The organism is Streptomyces sp. NRRL S-340, from assembly GCF_000720185.1.
Taxonomy (GTDB): domain Bacteria; phylum Actinomycetota; class Actinomycetes; order Streptomycetales; family Streptomycetaceae; genus Streptomyces.
This window is the reverse complement of sequence record NZ_JOIY01000005.1, coordinates 37,156-60,369: the sequence shown is the minus strand read 5'-3', so window position 1 is coordinate 60,369 and position 23,214 is coordinate 37,156. Positions and strand designations below refer to the sequence as shown.

Below are 23,214 nucleotides of genomic sequence, written 5' to 3'. Positions count from 1 at the left end.
GGACTGCCACGCGCGTCAGCCGGTCTTGCCGCGTCCGGACAGCGCGTCCCTGATCCGGTCGACCATGCCGGCGCCGGGTGCCAGGAGCTTGTTGGCGGGCGGCGTGTCGGGGGCGGAGGGGTGCGGCCGCGTCGGCGCCGTCTTCTTGGCCGTACGCACCTTCTCGCCGAGCTGCTCCAGTTCCTCGGGGGTGGCCGCCTCCCGCAGCTGCGGGAACAGGTTCTGCTCCTCGTCCGTCACGTGTTCGCGGATCTCCCGCATCAGACGGCCCATGAGCTGGTCGAACCGCGCGTCGTCGGCCTTGCAGCCCTCCAGGTCCTTCATCGTCCGCTCCGCCTCGGCGTGGTCGTGGACCTCCCGGTCGGCGATAGCGTCGCCGTCCCGGAGGTACTGGCGCACGGCCGGATAGAGGTACATCTCCTCCGCCACGGAGTGCCGGACCAGTTCGATGGTGGCCTGGTCCGCCAGGTCCTTGCGCCTCTTGTCCCCCGTCGGGAGGGCCTCGATCTGCGCGAAGATCTCCTCCACCTCACGGTGGTCGGTGGTCAGTTCCTGGATGACGTCTCCGCCGTGTCCCATGGCAGCGCTCCTCGTTCCTCGAAGGTGGTGTGTCACCGGTGGACCGGCCGCCGGGTTCCCGGGGCGGACCGGAACACACCGCCGGACGAAGACTCACGCGAGCGGGCGCGTCCGGGTTGCCCTCCGGCTCGGAGTGTGCGCGGCGCAGGCCGTGGCCGGCTACGGGGCCGGTCCGCGCGGGGCGGGGGCGGCCCGGCGGGTGGAGGCGTCGTACGGCGGCCACGGACCGCCGAGTGCCCCGGGCGCGGCGGCGGAACCGCGGGACCCCGGCGGCTGCTCTGGCCGGAAACGGACCGGCGGGGACGCGGCCGTGCCGCCGTCCCGGGGGCGGGCAGGCCCGCGGGGACGGCGGCACACGTCGACGGGCTCCGTCAGCGGACCGGCTTCAGGTCGGTGATCTTGCGGGTCCTCAGATCGGACCGCACGTCGATCTTCGTCACCTGGGCGTTCCGGCCGTCGCTCCAGGTGAGCGTGACCCTGCTGGTGGCGTGGCCGCCGCCCGAACCGGCGTAGGCCACCTTCCACTTCACCGGCACGTTCTGGGCGAAGAGGATGCCGTCCGCGTGCTCCCTGGCCTCGTACGCGGCCACCTTCCTGCGCGCGTCCGCGGACAGGTAGAAGGCCTTGAGCGCCCGGGCGGCGGCTGGGTCGGAGCCGTCCCAGACCGTGTCGATGTAGGCGCCGTAGAAGTCGGCGACGCGCTGCGTGACGCTGCGCGGGTCGCCCTGGACGGCGGTGGGCGGCCCGGACGCCGGCCGGGCGGTGCCGGGGGCCGCAGGTGCCGGGTGGGAGGCCGCGGTGCCGGCCAGGGCCGGTGTCACGGCGGCGAGGGAGAGGGCCGCCGTGAGGGCGGAGGCGGCGATCAGGCCGCGTCGGTTGCGAACACGCGTGGGCATGTGAGTGTTTCCCCCAGTCCATGGGGCCGGGCGGTTCCCGGCACGTCGGTCGGCAGGTAAGACCGGCCCACACCGCTCGCCGGTTCCGTAATGTCCCGGAAAATTGCCACACTTCCGAAAGACGAAGAAGGTTGCCCGGTGATCCGGCCGATCCGGCCGGGCCCTCCGGCTCGCATGCATCCGGCGGGTCCGGGAACCCGGCGGAGGCCGTACACCCCCACACGTCTGGAGAGGACCATGAGTCTGCTGCGCGTGGCCGGTCGTCCCCTGCTCGCCTCCATGTTCGTCGCCGGAGGGATGAACTCCGTACGCAACCCCGAGGGCGTCACCCCGCTGGCCGAGCCCGTCGTACGCCCGCTCACCGAACGCGTGGCGATCCTGCCGGACCGGACCGAACAGGTGGTACGGCTGAGCGGCGGTGTCCAGGTGGCCGCCGGTGTCCTGCTGGGCCTGGGACGACTGCCCCGGCTCTCCGCCCTGGCCCTGGCGGCCACGCTGGTGCCCACCACCCTGGCCGGGCACCGCTTCTGGGAGGCGGAGGATGCGGGCGAACGCGCCCAGCAGCGCATCCACTTCCTGAAGAACCTCTCCATGCTCGGCGGTCTGCTGATCGCCGCCGACGACACCGGTGGCGCGCCGTCGTGGCTGTGGCGGGGCCGGCACGGCGCCCGGGAGGTGCGGCGCGGGGCGGGGCTGGTGCGCCGCTCGGTGCGGGCCACGGCGGTCCCGGCGGCGACGATCGGCGGGATCCGGGCGAAGCGGCCGGTCTGAGGGCGGCGCGCCCGGACGAGCAGATGACGTCACGGGGCTGGGCGGTGAGCCGCCCAGCCCCGAGTCCGTCCAGCCCCGTGAGCGTGGAGCCGTGGTCGGTGCCTCTGGACCCGGGCATGCAGCGGACATGCCCTTGCGGGCTCCCCGGATCGGATCCGGGGAGCCCGCAAGGGCAGGGGGGAGTCAGGGCTTGAGGGTGTCCTTCCCCTTCTCCTTGGCCTGACGTGCGTCGCCCTTGGCCTTCTCGGCGCGGCCCTCGGCGGTCATCCGCTCGTTGCCCACAGCGCGGCCGGCCGTCTCCTTGGCCTTGCCCTTCATCTGTTCCTTCTTGCCCTTGGCCTTCTGGTCACCAGCCACTGTCACTCACTCCCAGCGGTCGAGATCGGTGTCATGACGCCGGGTGTCCGGAGCGCGGCGCAGCAAACCTCACCCGCCCCCCGCCCGCACGTGCCCGCCGGGCGGGCGGGGACGCGGCCGGGCCGTGGCCGCCGGCGGCGCCTGGGTACCCGGTGCCGAGCAGCCCGGAAGGAGCGTTGCCATGACGGAGTCCCTGACGGTCGACGCCCGCGAGCGCGGTCTCGCGGGCGACGGGGTCACCAATGACCAGCCCGTGTTCCAGCGTCTGGTGGACGCGCTCGGCACGGCCTGTGCCGCCGACGGGCGCCCGCGCGTGCTGCGCGTGCCCGCCGGGCGGTACCTGATGCGCGACCGGCCCACGCTCTGGCGCAGCGGCGTCTCGCTGGTCGGCGAGGGCCGGGGCGCCACCTGCTTCGTGCTGCGCAACCCCGGTGACCGCACGACGCCCGTGCCGCTGGCCTGGTTCACCGCCCAGCAGCACGGAGCCGGTCCGGACAACCACCTGGCGGACGTCACTTTCGCCCATTTCGAGATCGACGGCTCGGGGGTGACGACCGAGGAGTACGACCCGCTGGCCAAGGGGCTCGGTCTGCAGTACGTGCTGCGCGGACGCTTCAGCGACCTGTACGTCCACGACACGGCGGCCACCGGGTTCGGCTGCGACTTCCTCCAGGACACGGTCGTGGAGGGTGTGCTGGCCGAGCGGTGCGGGCGGCAGGACAGCGGTGAGCAGATGGGCGGGGCCGGCATCGGGATCGGGATCGGCGGCTGGGGCCGGGTCGAGCGGCTGACGGTCACCGCGTGCACCTCGACCGGCAACGGCACCAACGGGATCTTCCTCGAACTGCAGAACGAGGAGTGGGAGCCTCCCGCGGGCATCCGGATCACCGCCTGCCACACCGAGGACAACCGCTTCGGCATCTCCGACTGGGGGGCCGACGGGCTCCTCGTCACGTCCTCGACCATGCTCGGCAACCACCAGGCGGGGTTCGACGTGTCCTCCCAGGGCACCTCGGGCATCGGCGGCCGGGGCGGCATCGTCACGGGCTGTGTCATCGACGGCAACGTCCGCGACGGTGTGGCGCTGGGCAACACCCCGGGACCGTACGCCTTCCGGGGCAACCGGATCAGCCGCAACGGACGGTACGGCTACTGGGAGCACAACCTCGCGGGCGGGGACGAGGAAGCGGCGGCGGACATCGTGCTGGAGGCCAACGACATCCGGGACAACGGCCTGGACGGCGTGCGTATCGGTGCCGCGGTGCGGGACTGCGCGATCCTCGGCAACCGGATCCGCGACAACGGCCGGCGGTGCGCGGGGGCCGTGGGGAGCACCGGCGGCGGCGTGCGGTGCTCCGAGCTGTCGCTGACCGACGAGAACGCCGACTGGCCCGCCGACGGACACCTCGGCAAGGAGGTCTCGGTGGGCGGCCGCAGCGCCCTGGTCACCCGCAACACCCGGACGGAACTGCACCTGGCGCCGCTGCGGCCCGGCGCGGGCACCGCCTGGCCGCAGGGCGTTCCCGGGGACGGTTCCCCCTACCGGCTGCCCGCCGCCCCTGCGGTGCGGGCCGGGCTCGCGGTCGAGGCGGCCGTGCTCCGGCCGCGGATGGACGGCAACCGGATCGGGGACGACCAGCCGGTCAGGACGCAGACCCACGGCATGCGGATCACCGAGGACGGCAGCTGGACGGACGGCCGCGTCCTCGACAACGACCTGAGCGGCAACGCCCGCGAGGCCACCCGCTTCGACGCCCGGCCCTCGGGCGGGGTGTGGCGGGACGACGGCGCGTGACGGCGCCGGCCGGCGAACCCGGGCGTACGGCTCGCGGTACCGGGCCGGGTGCCGGGCCTCACCCGCGGCCGGCGTCCTCGCAGGTGTCCCGTCCCCGCGTCCGCCCGGTACGACCGTCCGGGTGAGCGGGCTCGTCGTCCGGGTGAGGGCGGACAGGGCCGCCGGAGGGTCCGGGCGACCGGCGCGGAGGCCGTTCGTGGTGGTCGCGGCGCCAGTCGAGGACCGCCACCGTCAGGGACGCGAGCATGGCCACGAGGGCGAAGCCCACCGTGAGTGACACCGCGGCGCGGTAGTCCCCGGCCGTGGCGGCGAGCACCGTGTAGAACAGGCCCGGCAGCGCGGCCGTGCCGACGGCGCCGCCCAGCCGCTGGCCCGTCTGGAGGGCGCCGCCCGCCGCGCCCGCCATCCGGACCGGCACCTCCCGCAGCGTCATCGTGACGTTCGGGGAGATGACACAGCCGCTGCCCAGTCCGCCGACGAGCAGGGCGGGTGCGGCCAGCCAGGTGAGGGCACCGGACGGGGCCCAGCGCAGTATCAGCGCGGTCGCGCCCAGTCCCGCCACCACCGCCACCAGCCCGCAGACGGTGAGCAGCCGGCCCAGGCGTTCCACCAGCCGGCCGGAGATCACCGCGGCGGCCGCCGAGCCGATCGCGAACGGTGTCACCGCAAGGCCCGAGCGCAGCGGCTCGTAGCCGAGGCCGTTCTGGAAGAACAGCGCGAACACCAGCCACACGCCGCTGAACCCCACGAAGTACAGCGCGCCCAGGGCCGTGCCCAGCCCGTAGCCGCGGGTGGCGGTGAGCAGCCTCGGGTCCAGGAGGGGCTGCCCGTCGCGTCCCGCCACCCTGCTCTCCCACCGGACGAAGCAGACGAGGAGGACCAGACCGAGCAGGAACAGCCACCACAGCCTGCCCAGTCCGCCGCTCTCCGCGAACACCAGGGGCAGCATCAGGGCCAGCACGCCGACGCCCAGCAGGGCCACCCCGGGCAGGTCCAGCCGTTCCCTGCGGCCGGGCGCCACGCGGGGCAGCAGCCGCAGGCCCAGCAGGAGCGCGAGGGCGCCGACGGGGACGTTGACGTAGAAGATCCAGCGCCAGCCCTGCGTTCCGTGCGCCAGTGCGAGGATCAGGCCGCCGGTGATCGGTCCCACCGCGCTGGAGACGCCCACGACCGCGCCGAACAGGCCAAAGGCGCGCCCGCGTTCGGCCCCACGGAACATCTGCTGGATCAGCGCGGAGTTCTGCGGGGCCAGGCAGCCGGCGCAGGCACCCTGGGCGAGGCGCGCCACGACCAGCCAGGTGATGGTGGGCGCGGCGCCCGCGGCGGCGCTGCACACGACGAAGGCTGCCAGGGCGCACAGGAAGATCCGGCGCCGGCCCATCGCGTCACCCAGCCGCCCCGCGGGTACCAGGACGAGGGCGAACGCGAGGGCGTACCCGGACACCACCCACTGCACGGAGGCCGCCGAGGCCCCCAGGTCCCGCTGCATCGACGGCAGTGCCACGGCCACGATCGTCACGTCGAGCAGGCTCATGAAGCCGGTCGCCAGGGTGACCCACAGGGCCTTCCAGCGCCTGGGGTCGGGCGTGCCCGCCGGATCGCCGCGGCCACCGCCCGACCGCACTTGCCTGTTCACGAACGCTCCTCCCGGTCGCGGCTCGAGCGCGCACCGGCCCTCGTCGTCCAGCGCGCCCCAGGGGCGCGTTCCCCCGAGGCACGGAGCGGAACACCCTCACGGACACGATCGCCGCTTCCCGCCGCCGGGGCCACTCCAGCGCCCGTGACCGACACGGCCGGACGGGCAGCGGCTGCCGGACGGCCGCGGAGGTGTTTTCCTCGTGGGGTGGGGGCAACTCGGCCCGCGCTCCGCCCGCCCCACGGAACGGGAGTTCCGGATGACCACCTCACCGCCCCGGCCGCCCCGCTCGCGGGGGCCGCGCATCGGCCTGCTGGGTTCCTACGGCGGCTACAACATCGGCGACGAAGCCATCCTCCAGTGCGTCCTCGGCTGCCTGCGGTCCCACCGGCCGCGGGCCCGCCTGATCGTCTTCAGCCGCGACGCCGAGCACACCCGGGCGCACCAGCCGGCGGCCGACGAGGTGGTGGACTGGGAGGGCGTGCCGCAGAAGCAGGTGACCGACGTGCTCGCCGGCCTGGACCTGCTGGTCCTCGGCGGCGGCGGCATCCTCTACGACGGCGAGGCGCGCCGGTATCTGAAGCTGGTCCGCGCGGCCCAGGTGCGGGGCGTGCGCACGTTCGCCTACGCGGTCGGTGCGGGTCCGCTGCGCGAGCGCGACGACCGGGAGGCCGTACGCACCGTGCTGGCGGACATGGACGAGGTGGTGGTGCGCGACCAGGAGTCCCGGCTGGTGCTGGAGGAGGTGGGCGTCGAACGGGACCTGGTGGTCACCGCCGACCCGGCGCTGCTGCTGCCGCCGGAGCCGTTCACCGCCGAGATGATGCGGCAGGAGGGGGTGCCGGCGAACGCGCGGCTGGTCGGGATGTCGGTGCGCGAGCCGGGCAGGGCGGCGGAGAAGCTGGACGAGGGCGACTACCACGCGCTGCTCGCGGACGTCGCCGACTTCCTGGTGCGCCGCCTGGACGCGCATGTGGTGTTCATGCCGATGGAGCGCCACGACGTCCGGCACGCGCACGCCGTGCTCTCCCGGATGACCGCGCCCGACCGGGGACGGATCCTGCACAGCGCGTACACGCCGGGGCAGGTGCTGGGCCTGATGAGCCATCTGGACCTGGTGGTCGGCATGCGCCTGCACTTCCTGATCTTCGCGGCGGTCTCGGGGCTGCCCGTGCTGCCGCTGCCGTACGCCGGGAAGGTGTTCGACTTCGCGCGCAGGCTGGGCGCCCCGGCGCTGGTCGGTGTGGCGCGCGAGCAGGTCGGGCTGCTGCTGGCGGAGGTGGACCGGCTGTGGGACGAGTTCCCGCAGCGCCGGGTGGACCTCACCGCCCGGGTCCGGGACCTGCGGGAACTCGCCTCCGAGACCTGCGCCCGCTGCGGGGCCCTGCTCGACGCCATGGACCGGGACGCCCAGGGCCGGGGCGGCTCGGATCAGCTGCATCAGGGCCCCGCGGGCCGGGAAACCTCGGACCGGACGGACCAGCGCGACACGGGCGCGGGCGGCATCGATCCGCTGGAGCAGGGCGGTACGGGCGGCGCGGGCCGGGAGGGCGTGCGGCCGGTGGATCCGGTGGATCCGGCGGGTCCGGTCGCCGGCCCGGGAGCGCCGGGGCCGCACGGTCTGCGGCTGCTCGGCGCGGGGCCCGGGGACGGCACGGTGACCAGCCACGGTGCCGGACAGGAGGCGTGATGCCCGTCCTGCACCGGCCCGAGGAGCCGCGCACCGTCACCGTCCCCGCCCGCCCGGCGCTGCACGCGGGGCGCACCGACGTGCTGGTGGTGGGCGGCGGCCCCGCGGGCACGGCGGCGGCGTACGCGGCGGCCGACGCGGGCGCCGACGTGATCCTCGTGGAGCGCTACGCCTTCCTCGGCGGCAACGCCACCGTCGCCCTGGTGATGCCGCTGATGTCCTTCCACAACGAGCACCGGCAGGCGGTGTTCGCCGACGGCGCCGGGGACCGGCTGCTGCCCACCGACCACGGGGAGGGTGAGCCGGTGGTCGCCGGGTTCCTGTGGCGTCTGCTCGACCGGCTCACCGCGTGCGGGGGCTGCGTGCCGCCGTCCCTGGAGACCGGCTACACCGTCCCGTTCGACCCGGAGCTGTTCAAGCTGGTCCTGCTCGACCTGCTGGACGAGGCCGGGGTGCGGATGCTGTTCCACTCCTTCGCGTCGGCCGCGCTGCCGCTGGAGGACGGCTGGCGGGTGGTGTTCGAGACCAAGTCGGGGCCCGTGGTGATCGACGCGGACGTGGTCGTGGACGGCACGGGCGACGGTGACGTGGCCGCCTCCTGCGGGGCGCCGTTCGAGCTGGGACGCCAGGAGGACGGGCGGGTCCAGCCGATGACCCTGATGTTCCGCGTCGCGGACTTCGCGCGGCCGCGGTTCGCCGAGTACGTCCGGGCCCACCCCGACCAGTGGCGGGGCGTGCACGGACTGTGGGACCTCGTCCGCGAGGCCACCGAGGCGGGCGAGCTGCGCCTGCCGCGCGAGGACATGCTGTTCTTCGGCACCCCGCACCCGCACGAACTCTCCGTCAACAGCACCCGGGTCACCGGCGCCCTGGGCATCGACGTGTGGGACCTCAGCCGTGCCGAGTGGACGGCCCGACGGCAGATGGCCGAGATCGACCGGTTCCTTCGCTCGCGCGTGCCGGGGTTCGAGGAGTCGTACGCCGTGCAGAGCGGCACCCAGATCGGGGTGCGCGAGACCCGCCGCGTCCTCGGGGACTACCGGCTGACCGGCTACGACATCCTGGACGCCCGCGTCTTCCCGGACGTGGTCGCGCACGGCGCCTACCCCATCGACATCCACAACCCGGAGGGCAGCGGCACCGTCATCCGGCGCGTGCCCCGGGGGCGCTTCTACGACATCCCGCTGCGCTGTCTGCTGCCCGCCGGCACGGAGCGGCTGCTCGTGGCCGGGCGCTGCATCTCCGGCTCGCACGTCGCGCACTCGTCGTACCGGGTGATGCCCATCGCCATGGCCACCGGACAGGCCGCCGGGGTCTGCGCCGCGCTGGCCACCCGGCTGGGGCGGACCCCGCGGGAGGTGCCCTACGCCCTGGTCCAGCAGGAGCTGGGCCGCCAGGGCGCCCGGCTGCGGACGGCCGCTCCCGGCACCCTCCCGACAGGTGGAACCAGCCGGGCCGGGAAATAATAGGTGTGAGGCTTCGGAAGCCGGGTACACGCTGCGAAGCCCGCCCCTGCGTAACGGGGCGGTCACGTCCGGCAGAGAACATCGGCTGAGAGGGAGGGCCGCACGATGGCGGTGACCACGGAGGCGAAGGCTACTGGTGCTCGGACGGAGCTGCCGGAGGTGCCCGATCCTTCCCAGGTCGCACCGACCGACGCGCGCGCCCTGTCGCGGGTGTTCTTCGACCGGCTCGCGCACCTGGAAGAGGGCACGCACGAATACCAGTACGCCCGCAACACGCTGATCGAGATGAACATGTCCCTGGTGCGGTACGCGGCGGGCCGCTTCCGCAGCCGGGGTCCGCAGGAGATGGAGGACATCGTCCAGGTCGGCATGATCGGCCTGATCAAGGCGATCGACCGGTTCGAGCTGTCCCGCGAGGTGGAGTTCACCTCCTTCGCGGTGCCCTACATCGTCGGCGAGATCAAGCGTTTCTTCCGCGACACGACCTGGGCGGTGCACGTGCCGCGCCGGCTCCAGGAGGCCCGGGTCGAGCTGGCCAAGGCCACGGAGGAGCTGAGCAGCCGGCTCGGGCGCAAGCCCACCACCAAGGAGCTGGCGGAGCTGATGAACCTGCCCGAGCAGGAGGTCATCGACGCCCGCGTCGCCTCCAACGGGTACACCTCCGCGTCCCTGGACGCCGCCGTCAGCGGCAGCGAGGACGGCGAGAGCGTCCTGGCCGACTTCATCGGCGCCGAGGACATGAGCATGGAGCTGGTGGAGGACCTGCACAGCCTCGCTCCGCTGCTGGCGGAGCTGGACGAGCGGGACCGGCAGATCATCCACATGCGGTTCGTCGAGGAACTCACCCAGGCGCAGATCGGCGAGCGGCTCGGGATCTCCCAGATGCACGTCTCCCGCCTGCTCAACCGGCTGCTGGGCCGGCTGCGGCAGGGACTGCTGACGGTGCGCTGACGCGGCGCGGCACCGCTGCGAACGGGTGCGGGTGCGAGCGGACAGACCACAGGGGCCGGGCGCCGCCTCCCTCCGGGGCGGTGGCGCCCGGCCCCTCGCGTCGCGGCGGCGGGCCGGTCAGCGGGTCACGGTGTGCCGCTCGTCGGACACGCAGTGGGTCATGGTCAGGCCCTCGACGTCGCGCGGCGGGTTCTTGCCCAGGGCGGACAGCCGTTTGCGGTCCTCGTCGGTGAGGTCCTGGCCCGCCAGCGGCTCCAGCCCTGCCACGTCCTCGGGCGGGATGCCGAGGCCCTCACCGACCTTCAGTCCCAGGTCGTTCTCCACCAGCAGGAAGTGCCACACCATGCGCTCCTGCACCGGGCGGTCGCAACGGGAGAGCTGACCGACGAGGTTCTTCACGAGGTCGTCCCGCTCCCACTGCTCCATCAGCAGGTAGCGCTGGCCGGCCTGGAGGTAGTCGTTGGCGCGCGGGATGCGCGCCCGGGTCAGCCGGCCGCGGATCTCGGGCCCCTGCTCCTCGTGCGCCGGGTACGTGCCCTCGTGCAGGCCGCCGGTGATCGACGGCTCGTAGTTGACGATCGGGTTCGCCCCGCCGCCGTCGACGTGGTACGTCATCTGCCCGTCGCGCTGGTTGGTGCGCACCTGGGCGTGCTTGGGCTGGTTGACCGGCAGCTGGAGGTAGTTGGGGCCGACCCGGTAGCGCTGGGTGTCGCTGTAGGAGAAGGTGCGGCCGACCAGCATCTTGTCGTCGGAGAAGTCCAGGCCGTCGACGAGGACGCCGGTGCCGAAGGAGATCTGCTCGTTCTCGGCGAAGAAGTCCTGCGGCATCCGGTCGAGCACCATCCGGCCCACGGCCCGGGGCGGGAAGTCCTGCTCGGGCCAGGTCTTGGTGTCGTCCAGCGGGTCGAAGTCCAGCTCGGGGTGGTCGTGGTCGTCCATCATCTGCACGAGCAGTTCCCACTCGGGGTACTCGCCGCGTCCGATCGCCTCGTACAGGTCCTTGGTCGCGTGGCCGAGGGAGTGGGCCTGGACGTTGGCCGCGTCCTCCTCGGTCATGCTGCGCACGCCCTGTTTGGGCATCCAGTGGTACTTCACCAGGACCGTGCGGCCCTCGTCGTTGACCCACTTGTAGGTGTTGACGCCGAAGCCCTGCATGTGGCGGTAGTCGGCGGGGATGCCGCGCGGGCTGAAGAGGTTGACCAGCATGTGCATGGACTCGGGCGTCTGCGACATGAAGTCGAAGATCCGCCGGGGCTGCTGCTCGAAGGTCACCGGGTCGGGCTTGAGGGCGTGGATGACGTCGGGGAACTTGATGGCGTCCCGGATGAAGAAGACGCCGAGGTTGTTGCCGACGAGGTCCCAGTTGCCGTCCTCGGTGTAGAACTTCACCGCGAAGCCGCGCGGGTCGCGGGCGGCCTCGGAGGAGTCCCGGCCGCCGATGACCGTGGAGAAGCGCACGGCGACGTCGGTGCGCCTGCCGCGCTCCTGGAAGAGCGCGGCCCTCGTGTAGCGGCCGATCGGCTCGTCCCCCCAGGCGCCGTACGCCTCGAAGTAGCCGTACGCCGTCACCCCGCGCGCGTGCACGACCCGCTCGGGGATGCGCTCGCGGTCGAAGTGGCTGATCTTCTCCAGGAACTGGTAGTTCTCCAGCGTGGCCGGGCCCCGGGCGCCGACGGTCCGCTGGTTCTGGTTGTCGTAGACGGGATGGCCCTGCCGGTTGGTGAGGACCTTCCGGTCGTCGCCCGGGGCGGGCCCCCTGCTGGATGCGTCCGTCATGCCCGTGGACTCCTTCGACGTCGAATCGGGACCGCGTCGCGCAGCGGACCGGGCCGGGAAGGCCCGTCCCGCACTGCGGGCGGCGGCCCGGACACGCACCGACGGATACCCGGTCTGCCCGCATCCACGCGGATAAGCCCACTTTTGCACCGTTGTGCCTGCCGCACGGCCGGTGTTAGCCCGTTCGCCGCGCCGCCCGCCCGGCCCCTCGCCCCGCCGGGGCACGGCGCCGCGTCCTCGCGGGGCGCCCGCCGGGGTCAGCCGTCCGCGGAGCCCGGCGCGCCGCGGCCGGCCGGGCTGACGGCGTCGCCGGACGGAGACTCGCCGGCCAGGGTCTGCTGCGCGTGCGGGACGACCCGGATCAGCCGCAGGACACCCCAGACGATGAGCCCGGCACCCGCCAGTTCGGGCAGGAGCCACACTCCCGTGCGGATGTGCTCGCCGAACAGGGTGACGCCCAGCAGCAGGCTCACCGTCGCGTCGCCGATGGTCAGCGCGGGCTGGGAGGCCGCCAGCGAACCGGCCTGCAGCGCGTTCTCCAGGAGCAGCAGCGAACTGACCCCGACGACGGCGAACCCGTAGGTCTGCCAGGTGGCGAGGAACGCGGCGAAGCCGTCGGCGTCCAGGATGCCGCTGGCCGACTTCAGCATGGCGGCCGTCAGCGCGTTGCCGACGGCCGCGGCGGCGGCCAGGACGGCGGCCCGCAGCAGCGGAGAGCGCCGGGCGCGGGCCAGGACGACCGCGCCCGCCATCGCACCCAGGCAGGCGATCAGCGCGGGGACCCAGCGCACCATGGGTGCCTGGTCGTGCGAGCCTGAAGGGGCGGCCGAGACCAGGACGAGCGCCAGCCCGCCGACCACTTGCGCCACCGCCCACCAGCCCGCGGCGGGCAGACCGCGGCGCATGAGGGAGCCTGCGATGAGCAGGGCGAAGGGCAGCTCCATGATGAACAGCGGCTGCACCAGCGCCATCGGCCCGTTGACCAGGGCGAGCGCCTGGAACATGGCGGAGGCGATCACCCCGCAGATGCCGGCCAGCCACACCGGCCGCCGGGCCAGGGCGAGGAGCAGCCGCAGCCCGCCGCCGGTGGGCACGGTGGAGGCGGCCTTCCGCTGGAAGGCGGTGCCCACGGCGTTGCTCGCGGCGCCCATGACGGCGAAGAACACGGCCAGCCCGATCACAGGTCCACCATGCCCGACGGACGGCCTCCCGTCCTGCCGCGGCGCCTACGAGCACCCATCACCGCACCTTGGCCTTCCCATAAGTTGCCCTTATGACCTCATAGACCGGACCCGTGTACTCACTTAGGCTTGCCTTAGCTTAGGGTTGCCGTCGAGTCGTCGTATCACCGCTCGAAGGGAACCTGATCATGCCGCGCCCCCTGCGGGTAGCCATCGTCGGTGCCGGCCCCGCCGGTATCTACGCCGCCGACGCCCTGCTCAAGTCCGGCGTGGCCGCCGAGCCTGGCGTGTCCATCGACCTCTTCGAACGGATGCCGGCGCCGTTCGGCCTGATCCGTTACGGCGTCGCCCCCGACCACCCCCGGATCAAGGGCATCGTCACGGCGCTCCACCAGGTGCTGGACAAGCCGCAGATCCGCCTGTTCGGCAACGTCGACTACCCCGGCGACATCAGCCTGGACGACCTGCGCGCCTTCTACGACGCGGTGATCTTCTCCACCGGCGCCACGGCCGACCGGGCGCTGTCCATACCCGGCATCGACCTGGACGGCTCCTACGGCGCCGCCGACTTCGTCTCCTGGTACGACGGCCACCCGGACGTGCCGCGCACCTGGCCCCTGGAGGCGGAGAAGGTCGCCGTCCTCGGTGTCGGCAACGTCGCCCTCGACGTGGCGCGGATCCTCGCCAAGACCGCGGACGAGCTGCTGCCGACGGAGATCCCGCCGAACGTGTACGACGGCCTGAAGGCCAACAAGGCGCTGGAGATCCACGTGTTCGGCCGGCGCGGCCCGGCGCAGGCGAAGTTCAGCCCGATGGAGCTGCGCGAGCTGGACCACTCCCCCAACATCGAGGTCATCGTCGACCCCGAGGACATCGACTACGACGAGGGCTCCATCGCCACCCGGCGCGGCAACAAGCAGGCCGACATGGTCGCCAAGACGCTGGAGAACTGGGCGATCCGCGACGTCGGCGACCGTCCGCACAAGCTGTTCCTGCACTTCTTCGAGTCCCCGGCGGAGATCCTCGGCGAGGACGGCAGGGTGACCGGGCTGCGCACCGAGCGCACCGAACTGGACGGCACCGGCAACGTCAAGGGCACGGGCTCCTTCAAGGACTGGGACGTCACGGCCGTCTACCGTGCGGTGGGCTACCTCTCCGACCGGCTGCCGAAGCTGCCCTGGGACGACGATTCGGGCACCGTCCCGGACGAGGGCGGCCGGATCATCGGCGAGACCGGCGAGCACGTGCAGTCGGCGTACGTGACCGGCTGGATCCGGCGCGGCCCGGTGGGTCTGATCGGCCACACCAAGGGCGACGCCAACGAGACGGTCGCCAACCTGCTGGACGACTACGCGGCCGGCCGGCTGCACACCCCCTCCTCGCCCCAGCCGGAGGCCGTGGACGCCTTCCTCGCCGAGCGCGACGTCCGCTTCACCACCTGGGAGGGCTGGTACCGCCTCGACGCCGCGGAGAAGGCCCTGGGCGAACCGCAGGGCCGGGAACGCGTGAAGATCGTCGAGCGGGAGGACATGCTGAAGGCGAGCGGCGCCTAGGCGGCTTCCCGGGCCGCGACGACGGCTCCGGGCGCCCCGCGCGGCGCCCGCGGCCCGGGCCCGGACACGAACGAGCCGTGCCACCGCGAAGGTGGCACGGCTCGTTCGTCAGGCGCGCCCCGGGGGGCCGGGGTGCACCGCTCCGCGCCGAGGAGCGGTCACTTGTTCGCGCACGTGTTCCCGGCGGCGGGGTTGAGCAGACCGATCACGTTGATCGAGTTGCCGCACACGTTCAGGTCGAGGTCGATGGGGACCTGGATGACATTGCCGGAGAGCACACCGGGGCTGTTGGCCGCGACGCCTTCCGCGCCGGCGTCGGCAGCGGCGGTGCCCGCGCACGTCATCAGGGCCGCGCCCGCCAGGACCGCGGCGGCCGTCATTCGGATCCTCATGGAGAACTCCTGTCGTTCGAAGTGGTACGTGCCTCCACAGTGAGGGCGTCCGGCGGCCCGGGGCAGGAGGCGGCGGCCGAACGGAGTAGCCACGTCAGCCTCCCCGGGTGCGGGTTGGGCCGAACGAGGAGGCGAAGCGGGCGCCCGCACCGCCCTGGCGCCGTACTCACGGCACCGGCGCCCACCGCCGCCGCCCCGCCGCGTCAACGTCGCGCCCCCCGCCCGCCGCCGGCGCCGCGGACGTCCGGCGCGGGACGGACAGCGCGGGGAAGCGGCCGCGCGCGGGCGGCCTGACCTCCGGTGGAGCCGTTCGCGGGGGGCCTGACGGCGCCGGGCGGGACGCGGCCGCCGCACCGGTCGCGGGCCCCGCCGCACCGATCTTGATCCGCAGCGGTGATACTGGGGAGCGAACGCCGTCCCCGCCCGCAGATTGGCCCATGTCGAACTCTTCCGCCTCCCGCCCCGCGGCGCCGCCCACCGTCTGGTGCGCCCGCGGCCGCCACCCCGGTCCTGCCGCCGCGGACACCGTGCGGCGCCACCTGGAGAAGCTCACGGCCGACGGCGTCCTGCACAGCCACGCCGAGCCGGACGACGTCGACCGGTCGCGCGAGCACGTCTTCGAGGCCCGCTGGCTCGCCCCCGGCGAGGTGACCGTACGGGCCCGCCTGGCGCTGTCGCCCCTGCGCGGCGCCCCCGAGGAGCAGCAGTGGGTGCTGGTGGCGGAGGCGGAGCAGCCGTGGGACCCGCGGTGGCCGTCGCCCGTCACCATGTTCTGGCCGCAGGAGCGCGGCGCGGACGGCTGGGCCCACGAGGCCGTGACCGGGCTGCGGCTGGGGGACGTCAACCCGCTGCCCGAGGACGACAAGGAACTGCGGCGCGTCCTGCGGCACGCGGCGCGCGACACGTGGTGCGTCCACCTGGTCGTGCACGAGGCCATGACGCCCGACGAGCGCGGCCGGTCGGCGCTGGTGCGGCTGCTGCCCGAGGGGTTGCGGCACCGGGTCGTGGAACACCGCGCCGCCCCGCACCGGCTGCGGGCCGTCAACTGGGTGCTGGACGACTACGGGTCCCGGGTCCCCCGCGGTGGCGCCGTCGTCCTGCCCGGTGCTCCGGCGGCCCCCGGCTACGACGCGGAGCGGTTCTCCGTGCGCAGCGTCTTCCTCGACGGCAACGAACCCGTGGAGGTCCTCGACGCCGTCCGGCGTTTCGACGCGCTGCCCAGGCCGCTGCCGGAGGGCGGGGACCAGGCGCTCACCGCGTTGCGGGAGCAGTGGCACCTGATGACCCTCGAGGAGCAGCTCGTCCACGCGCGCGAGCTGGTCGCCATGTACGCCGAGGCCCTCGACGCGATGACGAAGTCCCGGGACCTGTACCGCGACGCGGCCGAGCGGGCCAACGAGGCCCTCGCCGTCTACCGCGAGTCGGCCGGCGAGAACGCCCCGCCGGCCCGCCGGCCGTCCGGCCCCTCCGGCCGCTCACCGTTCCAGCACCTGGCGCGCGGCCTCGAACGGCTGAAGGGATCCGCCCTGTCACGGCGCGCGGACGCCGCCGCGCAGACCACGCCGCCCGGCTCCTCCCCCGCGGCCCCGACCGGACAGGGCGCCGCCGCGCCGGACACCGCCCCCGCCCGGGACGGGGACGTCCCGCCGCCCGACGGGACGGGCGGGGGCCCGAGCCGGGACTGACTCCGCGCTGCGGGCCCCGGCGGCCCACGCCGCACTTCCGCTCCCCGGGAGCCCGCCCCGGCTCCGGCGGCCGTCCCTCTCCCCGCTCCGGCGGCGCGCACACGCGGGCGGGCGGACCGGGCGACAACCGCGGCCCGGTTCCAGGACGCTCCGGCGCGCTCCGGGGATTTCCGGTGCGGGCCGGCGGCGTCCGGCGCGGACCGGCGTACTCCAGGAGCGGACCGGCACCGGACGGCGCGGTCCGGCGTCATCCCGCGTCCTCCGGCGTGCCGGAACGTGTCAGGTGCCGCAGTCTGGATACGCGGTCCGCACGGCAGCGGCGCCCGCGGCCCACCCCCCTCGGCACCGTGCGCCCGCCACCGTGTGCCCACCGGCGCCGCGCCCGTCCGTACCGGGCGCGTCCGCGCCCCTTCGTGCCCCGCCGTCCGGGAGGTCATCCAGGTCATGGAAAGCGACCACCGCACCGGGCACCGTTCCGGAACGACGCTCCGGGTCAACGGGAAGCCCCACACCCTCGAACTGGACCACCGCCGGGTCCTGCTGGACGTCCTGCGCGAGGATCTCGATCTCACCGGCGCCAAGAAGGGCTGCGACCACGGCCAGTGCGGCGCGTGCACGGTCCTGGTCGACGGGCGCCGCGCGAACAGCTGCCTGCTGCTCGCCGTCGCCCTGGACGGCTGCGAGGTGACGACCGTCGAGGGCCTGGCCGGCGAGGGCGAGGAACTGCACCCGCTGCAACGGGCCTTCCTGGACCGGGACGCCTTCCAGTGCGGGTACTGCACGCCGGGGCAGCTCTGCTCCGCCGTCGGCGCCCTGGCCGAGGCGGCGGCCGGTCATCCCTCCCACGTCACCGACCCCGCCGTGCCCTCCGGCCGTCCCGTGCCGCTGGACACCGAGGAGATCCGGGAGCGGATGAGCGGCAACCTGTGCCGTTGCGGCGCCTATCCGCGCATCGTCGAGGCCGTGGAGGACATCGCCCCGTGAAACCTTTCGGCTATCTGCGGGCGGGCAGCGCGGACGAGGCCGCGCAGGCATTCGCCGCCCACCCCGGCGCCCGCTACCTCGGCGGCGGCACCAACCTGGTCGACCTGATGAAGCTGGGCGTGGAACGACCGGACTTCCTCGTCGACGTCTCGCGGCTGCCGCTGGACGCGGTGGAGGAGCTGCCCGACGGCTCGCTGAAGGTGGGCGCCACCGTCCGCAACAGCGACCTCGCTGCCCATCCCCTGGTCCGCGACCGGTATCCGGCACTGTCCCAGGCGCTGCTCGCGGGTGCCTCCGGTCAGCTGCGCAACACGGCGACGACCGGGGGCAACCTGTTGCAGCGCACCCGCTGCCCGTACTTCCAGGACCTGTCCAAGCCGTGCAACAAGCGTCAGCCGGGCAGCGGCTGCGGCGCCCTGGAGAGCGAGCACCGCGACCACGCGGTGCTCGGCTACTCCGAGCGGTGCATCGCCACCAACCCCTCGGACATGGCCGTGGCGCTGGCCGCCCTGGACGCACGGGTGGAGCTGTACGGGCGGGAGGGCGCCCGCAGTGTCCCGGTCGCGGAGTTCCACCGGCTGCCCGGCGACCAGCCGGAGCGGGACACCGAGATCCGCCCCGGCGAACTGATCACCGCCGTGGTGCTCCCGGCGGCGACCGCGCATCTGCCGTCGGCCTACCGCAAGGCCCGTGACCGGGCGTCGTACGCGTTCGCGCTGGCGTCGGTCGCGGTGGTGCTACGGGTGTCGGAGGGCACCGTGGCACAGGCGGGCATCGCCTTCGGCGCGCTGGCCCACCGCCCCTGGCGGGCGCGCCGCACCGAGGAGGCGCTGGTGGGCGGCCCGGCCACCGCGGAGGCCTTCGCGGACGCGGTGGACCTGGAACTGGCCGCTGCCAGGCCGCTGCGGGACAACGCCTACAAGGTGCCCCTCGCCCGCAACCTCGCCGTGGACGTCCTCACCCGGCTCGCCGCGCCCGCCACGGTCTGAGCGGCCCACCGGGCCACCCCGTCACCGCCGGGGGACCCGGACCGCCCGCCACCGCCGGCCGGAGCCCACCGGTCCCCCCGGCCACGCGGTATCCGAGGCCGCCGGCCGCCACGGCCGGTCCGGGGCCGCCGCCCCCGCCGAGGCCGGGCCCACCGGGCCCGGCACCCGCACCGCACCTGTCAGCCCCGACCGTCATGTCACAGGAGGACTCCATGGCCGGCACCGGTACCGCGCTGGGCGCTCCCGTCGAGCGCCGCGAAGGGCGCCTGAAGGTCACCGGCGGTGCCCGCTACGCCGCCGAGCACCCGCTGCCGGGTCGGGTCCACGCCTGGCCCGTGCCCGCGGAGGTCGCCCGGGGCCGGGTCACGGCGGTCGACGCCGCGGCCGCGCTGGCCCTGCCCGGCGTCCTGGCCGTGCTCACCCCCGAGAACGCGCCCCGCCTCGCCGAGCCGGAGGACGCGGCGCTCGCCGTGCTCCAGGGACCCGGCGTGCCGCACCGCGGTTGGATCGTCGCCCTCGCCGTGGCGGAGTCGCCGGAGGCGGCCCGGGCCGCCGCGCGGGCGGTCCGTGTCACCTACGAGCGGGAGGACCACGACGTCACCCTGACGGTGAACCACCCGGGGATCTACGAACCGAAGACCGCGAACGGCGGCTTCCCCGGCCGCCGTGAACACGGCCATCCGGAGAGCGCCTTCGCCTCCTCGCCCGTCCGGGTCGACGTCACCTACCGGGTGCCGCCGCTGCACAACCATCCGATGGAGCCGCACACCAGCACGGCTCACTGGGACGACGACCGGCTGATCGTGTACACGTCGAGCCAGGGCAGCACGGCCGTACGCGACACGCTCGCCCAGATGTTCGAGGTACCCGAGGACCGGATCACCGTCGTCGCCGACCACGTGGGCGGCGGCTTCGGGTCCAAGGGCACCGCGCGCCCCGACGTGGTGCTCGCGGTGATGGCCGCGCGGGTGACCCGGCGGCCCGTCACCGTGGCGCTGCCCCGGCGGCTCCTGCCCTCGGTCGTCGGGCACCGCGCGCCCACCCTGAACCGGCTCCGCCTGGGCGCGGAGCGCGACGGCCGGCTGACGTCCCTCACCCACGTCGCCACCACCCACACCTCGCGCGTCAAGGAGTTCGTGGAGCAGGCGGCGGTCCCCGCCCGCGTCATGTACGCCGCGCCGCAGAGTCTCACCACGCACCGCGTGGTGCCCCTGGACGTGCCCTCCCCGTCCTGGATGCGCGCGCCCGGCGAGGCGCCCGGCATGTACGCCCTGGAGTCGGCCCTGGACGAACTGGCCACCGAGCTGGGCATGGACCCGGTGGAGTTGCGGGTGCGCAACGAGCCGGACCGGGAGCCGGACAGCGGCAAGCCCTTCAGCAGCAGGCACCTCGTGGAGTGTCTGCGCGAGGGCGCCCGCCGGTTCGACTGGGCGCGGCGCGATCCGCGGTCCCGGTCGCGGCGTGAGGGCCCCCTGCTGGTCGGCACGGGCGTCGCCGCCGCCACCTACCCGGTGTACGTGCAGCCGTCCGCCGCGCAGGCGCGGGCGCTGCCCGACGGCACGTTCGTGGTCGGGATCAACGCCACCGACATCGGCACCGGGGCCCGTACGGTACTGGCGCAGGTGGCGGCGGACGCGCTCGGCGTGCCGCTGGAGTCGGTGCGCACCGAGGTGGGCGACAGCGACCTGCCGCCGGCGTCACTGGCCGGTGGCTCCTCGGGGACGGCGTCGTGGGGCTGGGCCGTGCACGAGGCGTGCACCCGGCTGGCGGCGCGCCTGGCCGACCACGCCGGACCCCCGCCCGGATCGGGGCTCAGCGCCCGTGCGGACACCACCGGGCAGGCCGACGCGCAGAGTTCCTACGCGCGCCACGCGTTCGGGGCGCACTTCGCGGAGGTCACCGTCGACACGGTGACGGGCGAGGTCCGGGTGCGCCGGATGCTCGGCGTCTTCGCCGCGGGGCGGATCCTCAACGCCCGCACCGCGCGCTCCCAGTTCATCGGCGGCATGACCATGGGGCTCGGCATGGCGCTGACCGAGGGCAGCACCATGGATCCCGTGTTCGGTGACTTCGTCGAGTCCGACCTGGCGTCGTACCACGTGCCGACGCACGCCGACGTCCCGCGCGTGGAGGCGCACTGGATCGACGAGAACGACACCCGGCTCAACCCGATGGGGAGCAAGGGGATCGGTGAGATCGGCATCGTGGGCAGCGCCGCCGCCGTCGGCAACGCCGTCCACCACGCGACGGGGGTCCGCTTCCGGGAACTGCCGCTGACGCCGGACAAGGTGCTCGCCGGACTGGCCGGCTGACACGGTTGCGGGACGTCTGCGGCCCCGCGGGCCGCAGACGTCCCGCAACCGGTGCTGCCGCCGGTGGCGCCGGCGCTCAGGCCTCGGGGCGTGGCACCGGGTGGCGCTCGGCCACGTGCACCATCAGCAGCAGGGTGAGGGCCGCCAGCGAGGCGAGCGCGGCGCATCCGGCGGTGAGCCCCGCGCTCGACGGCGGCGCCACCGTGACGGCGAGGGCCCGGGACATCCCGGCCGGCGCGAACCTGCCCTCGACGTAGCCGAGCGCGGCCAGCGCCGCCGGCACCACCGATCCCGCGACCAGGAGCACCACCCCGGCGCGCACGAGCAGCGCCAGCGCCAGCGCCCCGCACAGCAGGGACACCGTGAGGGCGATGCCGTAGACGAGGCCGGAGGTGCCGGCCCGGCGCAGCGGGAAGTGTGCCGCGCCGCACACGACGAGGGCCGCGGCTGCGACCCAGCCGGGCCAGAACACGAGCCGCGCCGGCCGGCCGCCGTCGTCCTGTGGGTCCGGGGCCTGCGCCGTCTCCGCATCCGCCTCGCGGCCGGGAACGGCGTCCAGGAGGACGGGATCCCCGGTGTGGCCGACATCACCGATGACACCGGTATCACCGGGCGGCAGTTCCAGGCGCTCGTCCACGGGCTCGGCCGCGGCGGCTCCCCCGTCCACGAGCGCGGCTCGGACGGTGTACGGCTCCTCGGCGGCGGCCGCCGTGGGCACGGCGGCGGTTTCGGCGGGCACGGGCGTCGGCGCGGGGGCCGTGGCGGGTGCCGGGGCCGCGGTGGCCGCGGGGGCCGTGGCGGGTGCCGGGGCCGCGGTGGCCGCGGGGGCCGTGGCGGGTGCCGGGCCCGTGGCGGGCGCGGGGGCGCTCCTTCGGGTCAGGCCGCCGATGAGGTCCACCAGTTCCTCGGGCGTGCGCGTGCCGAGGGCCGCCCGGACGGCCTCCCTCGCGCAGTGCGGCTGCTGCGGCGCCTGGTGCAGCAGCGCCAGCAGGCGGGCGACCTCGTCGAGACGGCGGTGCTCGACGGCGGCCCGGATCGTGTCGTCGGCGCTCTCGGCCGGGCGCGGCGGCCGGGTCAGCTCGGCGACCAGCCGGGCGACCTCCTCCACGGGGCGGTCGAGGGCGGCGGCGCGCAGTACCCGCCCGGCCGTGTCGGCGTAGCGCGGGGACTGTCCCAGGAGGGTGACGAGCCGGACGACCTCGTCCAGGGGCCGGCCGCCGACGGCGTACCGGACCGGACGATGGGCGGGCTCGCCGTCCGCGCCGTCCGTCTCACCGCCGCCGGCGGGGCCGCCGGGCGGACCGGACCGGTGGATCTCCTCGGTGAAGGCGATGACGGACTGGTTCGGCTGGGGTGGTGAAGAGCGGGTGGTCATCTGGGCTCCAGGGCAGGGGTGCGGCCGCTCCTGCGCCCCCGAAATGCGGCACGCGACTTACCCTGACCATTGATAGAGCGGGCTCCGCGGGGGCGCCACCGGGGGGCGGCACCTGAGTGAGGGCGCCCGGGACGACGATGCAGGAGGAGGAGAGCGGGCGGTGGACTCCACCACGAAGGTGCTCCTGGTCGCCGCGGTCCTCGCGGCCGCCGTGCTCGCCGGGGCCGTCGCCGTGCTGGTGCGGCTGGTGCGCACCCGGCGTGTCCTGCGGCGCGCCGGGCTGCCGACCGGGCCGCGCTGGGTCTTCTGGGCGGCGGTCCTCTACTTCGTGCTGCCGGTCGACCTGCTGCCCGATCCGGTGTACCTCGACGACATCGGTGTCCTGCTGCTCGCGCTGCGCACGCTGCACGGAGCCGCCGGTGCGGCAGGGGCGGGCGGGGTCCTGGCGGGGCGCCGGCCGGGGCGTTCCGGGTTCCGGGGGCTGCCGGACGCGCATGATCACGCTCCGTAAGGAAACCATTCACCCGTTCGATTCGTATAAGTCTCCGGAACCCGAAACATAGTCAGCGGGCCAAGCGAGACCGCAAGGACGACCACCGCTTGATCGCGGCTGCACCGACAGGGGAGAGACGATGCAACCGTTCGCGCTCAACTACGCACGTCCGGCCGTGGAGTGCGAGGCCGGTACGCCGTACGTCTACGACTCCGGACTTCAGCTGAACGTGCTTCCCGACGGCAGGATCGCCGCGTGCGACCGGGCGCTGCTGAGGGAACTGGGCACCACCACCTCCACGGCGGGCTCCAAGACGCACTTCGACGACTGAAC

General features: G+C 74.3%; 20 protein-coding genes. 12 read left to right on the top strand and 8 right to left on the bottom strand.

Going from position 1 to position 23,214, the window contains the following annotated elements:
- Window positions 1-15: 15 nt before the first annotated feature.
- Together IG64_RS04970 and IG64_RS04965 are read right to left on the bottom strand one after the other, a co-directional pair.
- Complete coding sequence (locus IG64_RS04970; protein WP_037852355.1) at window positions 16-579, bottom strand: hemerythrin domain-containing protein; 564 nt, start codon at window positions 577-579, stop codon at window positions 16-18.
- A gap of 371 nt (window positions 580-950) precedes the next feature.
- Entirely contained in the window at window positions 951-1,475 is a 525-nt protein-coding gene (locus IG64_RS04965; RefSeq protein WP_037852352.1) for a hypothetical protein, read from the bottom strand.
- 237 nt (window positions 1,476-1,712) lie between these two features.
- Here IG64_RS04965 and IG64_RS04960 point away from each other — a divergent pair, with 237 nt between their 5' ends.
- Window positions 1,713-2,246, top strand: a complete 534-nt coding sequence (locus IG64_RS04960; RefSeq protein WP_037852349.1) for a DoxX family membrane protein — start codon at window positions 1,713-1,715, stop codon at window positions 2,244-2,246.
- A gap of 183 nt (window positions 2,247-2,429) precedes the next feature.
- Here the strand turns inward: IG64_RS04960 and IG64_RS38335 are convergent, their stop codons facing one another.
- Window positions 2,430-2,603: a CsbD family protein gene (locus IG64_RS38335; protein WP_078883796.1), complete on the bottom strand. Its 174-nt coding sequence runs from the start codon at window positions 2,601-2,603 to the stop codon at window positions 2,430-2,432.
- Window positions 2,604-2,784: 181 nt separating this feature from the next.
- On the opposite strand from IG64_RS38335, the gene IG64_RS04955 reads away from it, so the two are divergent.
- The gene (locus tag IG64_RS04955; RefSeq protein ID WP_037852347.1) at window positions 2,785-4,398 is read left to right on the top strand and encodes a right-handed parallel beta-helix repeat-containing protein; all 1,614 of its coding nucleotides are present in this window, start codon (window positions 2,785-2,787) and stop codon (window positions 4,396-4,398) included.
- 58 nt (window positions 4,399-4,456) lie between these two features.
- Here the strand turns inward: IG64_RS04955 and IG64_RS04950 are convergent, their stop codons facing one another.
- A complete protein-coding gene (locus IG64_RS04950; protein ID WP_234438389.1) occupies window positions 4,457-6,034 on the bottom strand; it encodes an MFS transporter in 1,578 nt (525 codons plus the stop codon).
- A gap of 259 nt (window positions 6,035-6,293) precedes the next feature.
- Between IG64_RS04950 and IG64_RS04945 the strand changes: the two genes are divergently transcribed.
- The 3 genes from IG64_RS04945 to IG64_RS04935 all read left to right on the top strand — a co-directional run bounded on the left by IG64_RS04945 (window position 6,294) and on the right by IG64_RS04935 (window position 10,141).
- Window positions 6,294-7,724 (top strand): polysaccharide pyruvyl transferase family protein, encoded by a 1,431-nt coding sequence (locus IG64_RS04945; protein ID WP_078883795.1) that lies wholly within the window; start codon window positions 6,294-6,296, stop codon window positions 7,722-7,724.
- On the top strand, window positions 7,724-9,190 hold the full coding sequence (locus tag IG64_RS04940; RefSeq protein WP_051812357.1) for an FAD-dependent oxidoreductase: 1,467 nt from the start codon (window positions 7,724-7,726) through the stop codon (window positions 9,188-9,190). Before IG64_RS04945 ends, IG64_RS04940 begins: the two co-directional genes overlap by 1 nt.
- Before the next feature lie 105 nt (window positions 9,191-9,295).
- Entirely contained in the window at window positions 9,296-10,141 is an 846-nt protein-coding gene (locus tag IG64_RS04935) for an RNA polymerase sigma factor SigF (RefSeq protein WP_037852345.1), read from the top strand.
- Between the two features lie 117 nt (window positions 10,142-10,258).
- Here the strand turns inward: IG64_RS04935 and IG64_RS04930 are convergent, their stop codons facing one another.
- Together IG64_RS04930 and IG64_RS04925 are read right to left on the bottom strand one after the other, a co-directional pair.
- On the bottom strand, window positions 10,259-11,917 hold the full coding sequence (locus IG64_RS04930) for a catalase (protein WP_037852342.1): 1,659 nt from the start codon (window positions 11,915-11,917) through the stop codon (window positions 10,259-10,261).
- Window positions 11,918-12,174: 257 nt separating this feature from the next.
- Window positions 12,175-13,098: a DMT family transporter gene (locus tag IG64_RS04925; RefSeq protein WP_037852340.1), complete on the bottom strand. Its 924-nt coding sequence runs from the start codon at window positions 13,096-13,098 to the stop codon at window positions 12,175-12,177.
- A gap of 188 nt (window positions 13,099-13,286) precedes the next feature.
- Here IG64_RS04925 and IG64_RS04920 point away from each other — a divergent pair, with 188 nt between their 5' ends.
- Window positions 13,287-14,651: an FAD-dependent oxidoreductase gene (locus IG64_RS04920; protein ID WP_037852338.1), complete on the top strand. Its 1,365-nt coding sequence runs from the start codon at window positions 13,287-13,289 to the stop codon at window positions 14,649-14,651.
- A gap of 158 nt (window positions 14,652-14,809) precedes the next feature.
- Here IG64_RS04920 and IG64_RS04915 read toward each other — a convergent pair whose 3' ends face one another.
- Window positions 14,810-15,043 (bottom strand): chaplin, encoded by a 234-nt coding sequence (locus IG64_RS04915; protein WP_037852335.1) that lies wholly within the window; start codon window positions 15,041-15,043, stop codon window positions 14,810-14,812.
- A gap of 437 nt (window positions 15,044-15,480) precedes the next feature.
- On the opposite strand from IG64_RS04915, the gene IG64_RS04910 reads away from it, so the two are divergent.
- From IG64_RS04910 to IG64_RS04895, 4 genes are all read left to right on the top strand, one after another.
- A complete protein-coding gene (locus IG64_RS04910) occupies window positions 15,481-16,728 on the top strand; it encodes a hypothetical protein (protein ID WP_078883794.1) in 1,248 nt (415 codons plus the stop codon).
- A 444-nt stretch (window positions 16,729-17,172) separates the two neighbouring features.
- Window positions 17,173-17,712, top strand: coding sequence for a (2Fe-2S)-binding protein (locus IG64_RS04905; RefSeq protein WP_037852334.1), 540 nt, complete (start codon window positions 17,173-17,175; stop codon window positions 17,710-17,712).
- Complete coding sequence (locus tag IG64_RS04900) at window positions 17,709-18,701, top strand: FAD binding domain-containing protein (protein WP_037852333.1); 993 nt, start codon at window positions 17,709-17,711, stop codon at window positions 18,699-18,701. Before IG64_RS04905 ends, IG64_RS04900 begins: the two co-directional genes overlap by 4 nt.
- A 212-nt stretch (window positions 18,702-18,913) precedes the next feature.
- The gene (locus tag IG64_RS04895; protein ID WP_037852330.1) at window positions 18,914-21,013 is read left to right on the top strand and encodes a xanthine dehydrogenase family protein molybdopterin-binding subunit; all 2,100 of its coding nucleotides are present in this window, start codon (window positions 18,914-18,916) and stop codon (window positions 21,011-21,013) included.
- Window positions 21,014-21,089: 76 nt separating this feature from the next.
- Here IG64_RS04895 and IG64_RS41475 read toward each other — a convergent pair whose 3' ends face one another.
- Entirely contained in the window at window positions 21,090-22,388 is a 1,299-nt protein-coding gene (locus IG64_RS41475) for a hypothetical protein (RefSeq protein WP_051812356.1), read from the bottom strand.
- Window positions 22,389-22,548: 160 nt separating this feature from the next.
- Between IG64_RS41475 and IG64_RS04885 the strand changes: the two genes are divergently transcribed.
- Complete coding sequence (locus IG64_RS04885; RefSeq protein WP_037852327.1) at window positions 22,549-22,899, top strand: YkvA family protein; 351 nt, start codon at window positions 22,549-22,551, stop codon at window positions 22,897-22,899.
- Between the two features lie 121 nt (window positions 22,900-23,020).
- Window positions 23,021-23,212 (top strand): putative ATP-grasp-modified RiPP, encoded by a 192-nt coding sequence (gene tgmA / locus IG64_RS04880; RefSeq protein ID WP_037852325.1) that lies wholly within the window; start codon window positions 23,021-23,023, stop codon window positions 23,210-23,212.
- The last annotated feature ends 2 nt before the right edge of the window (window positions 23,213-23,214 follow it).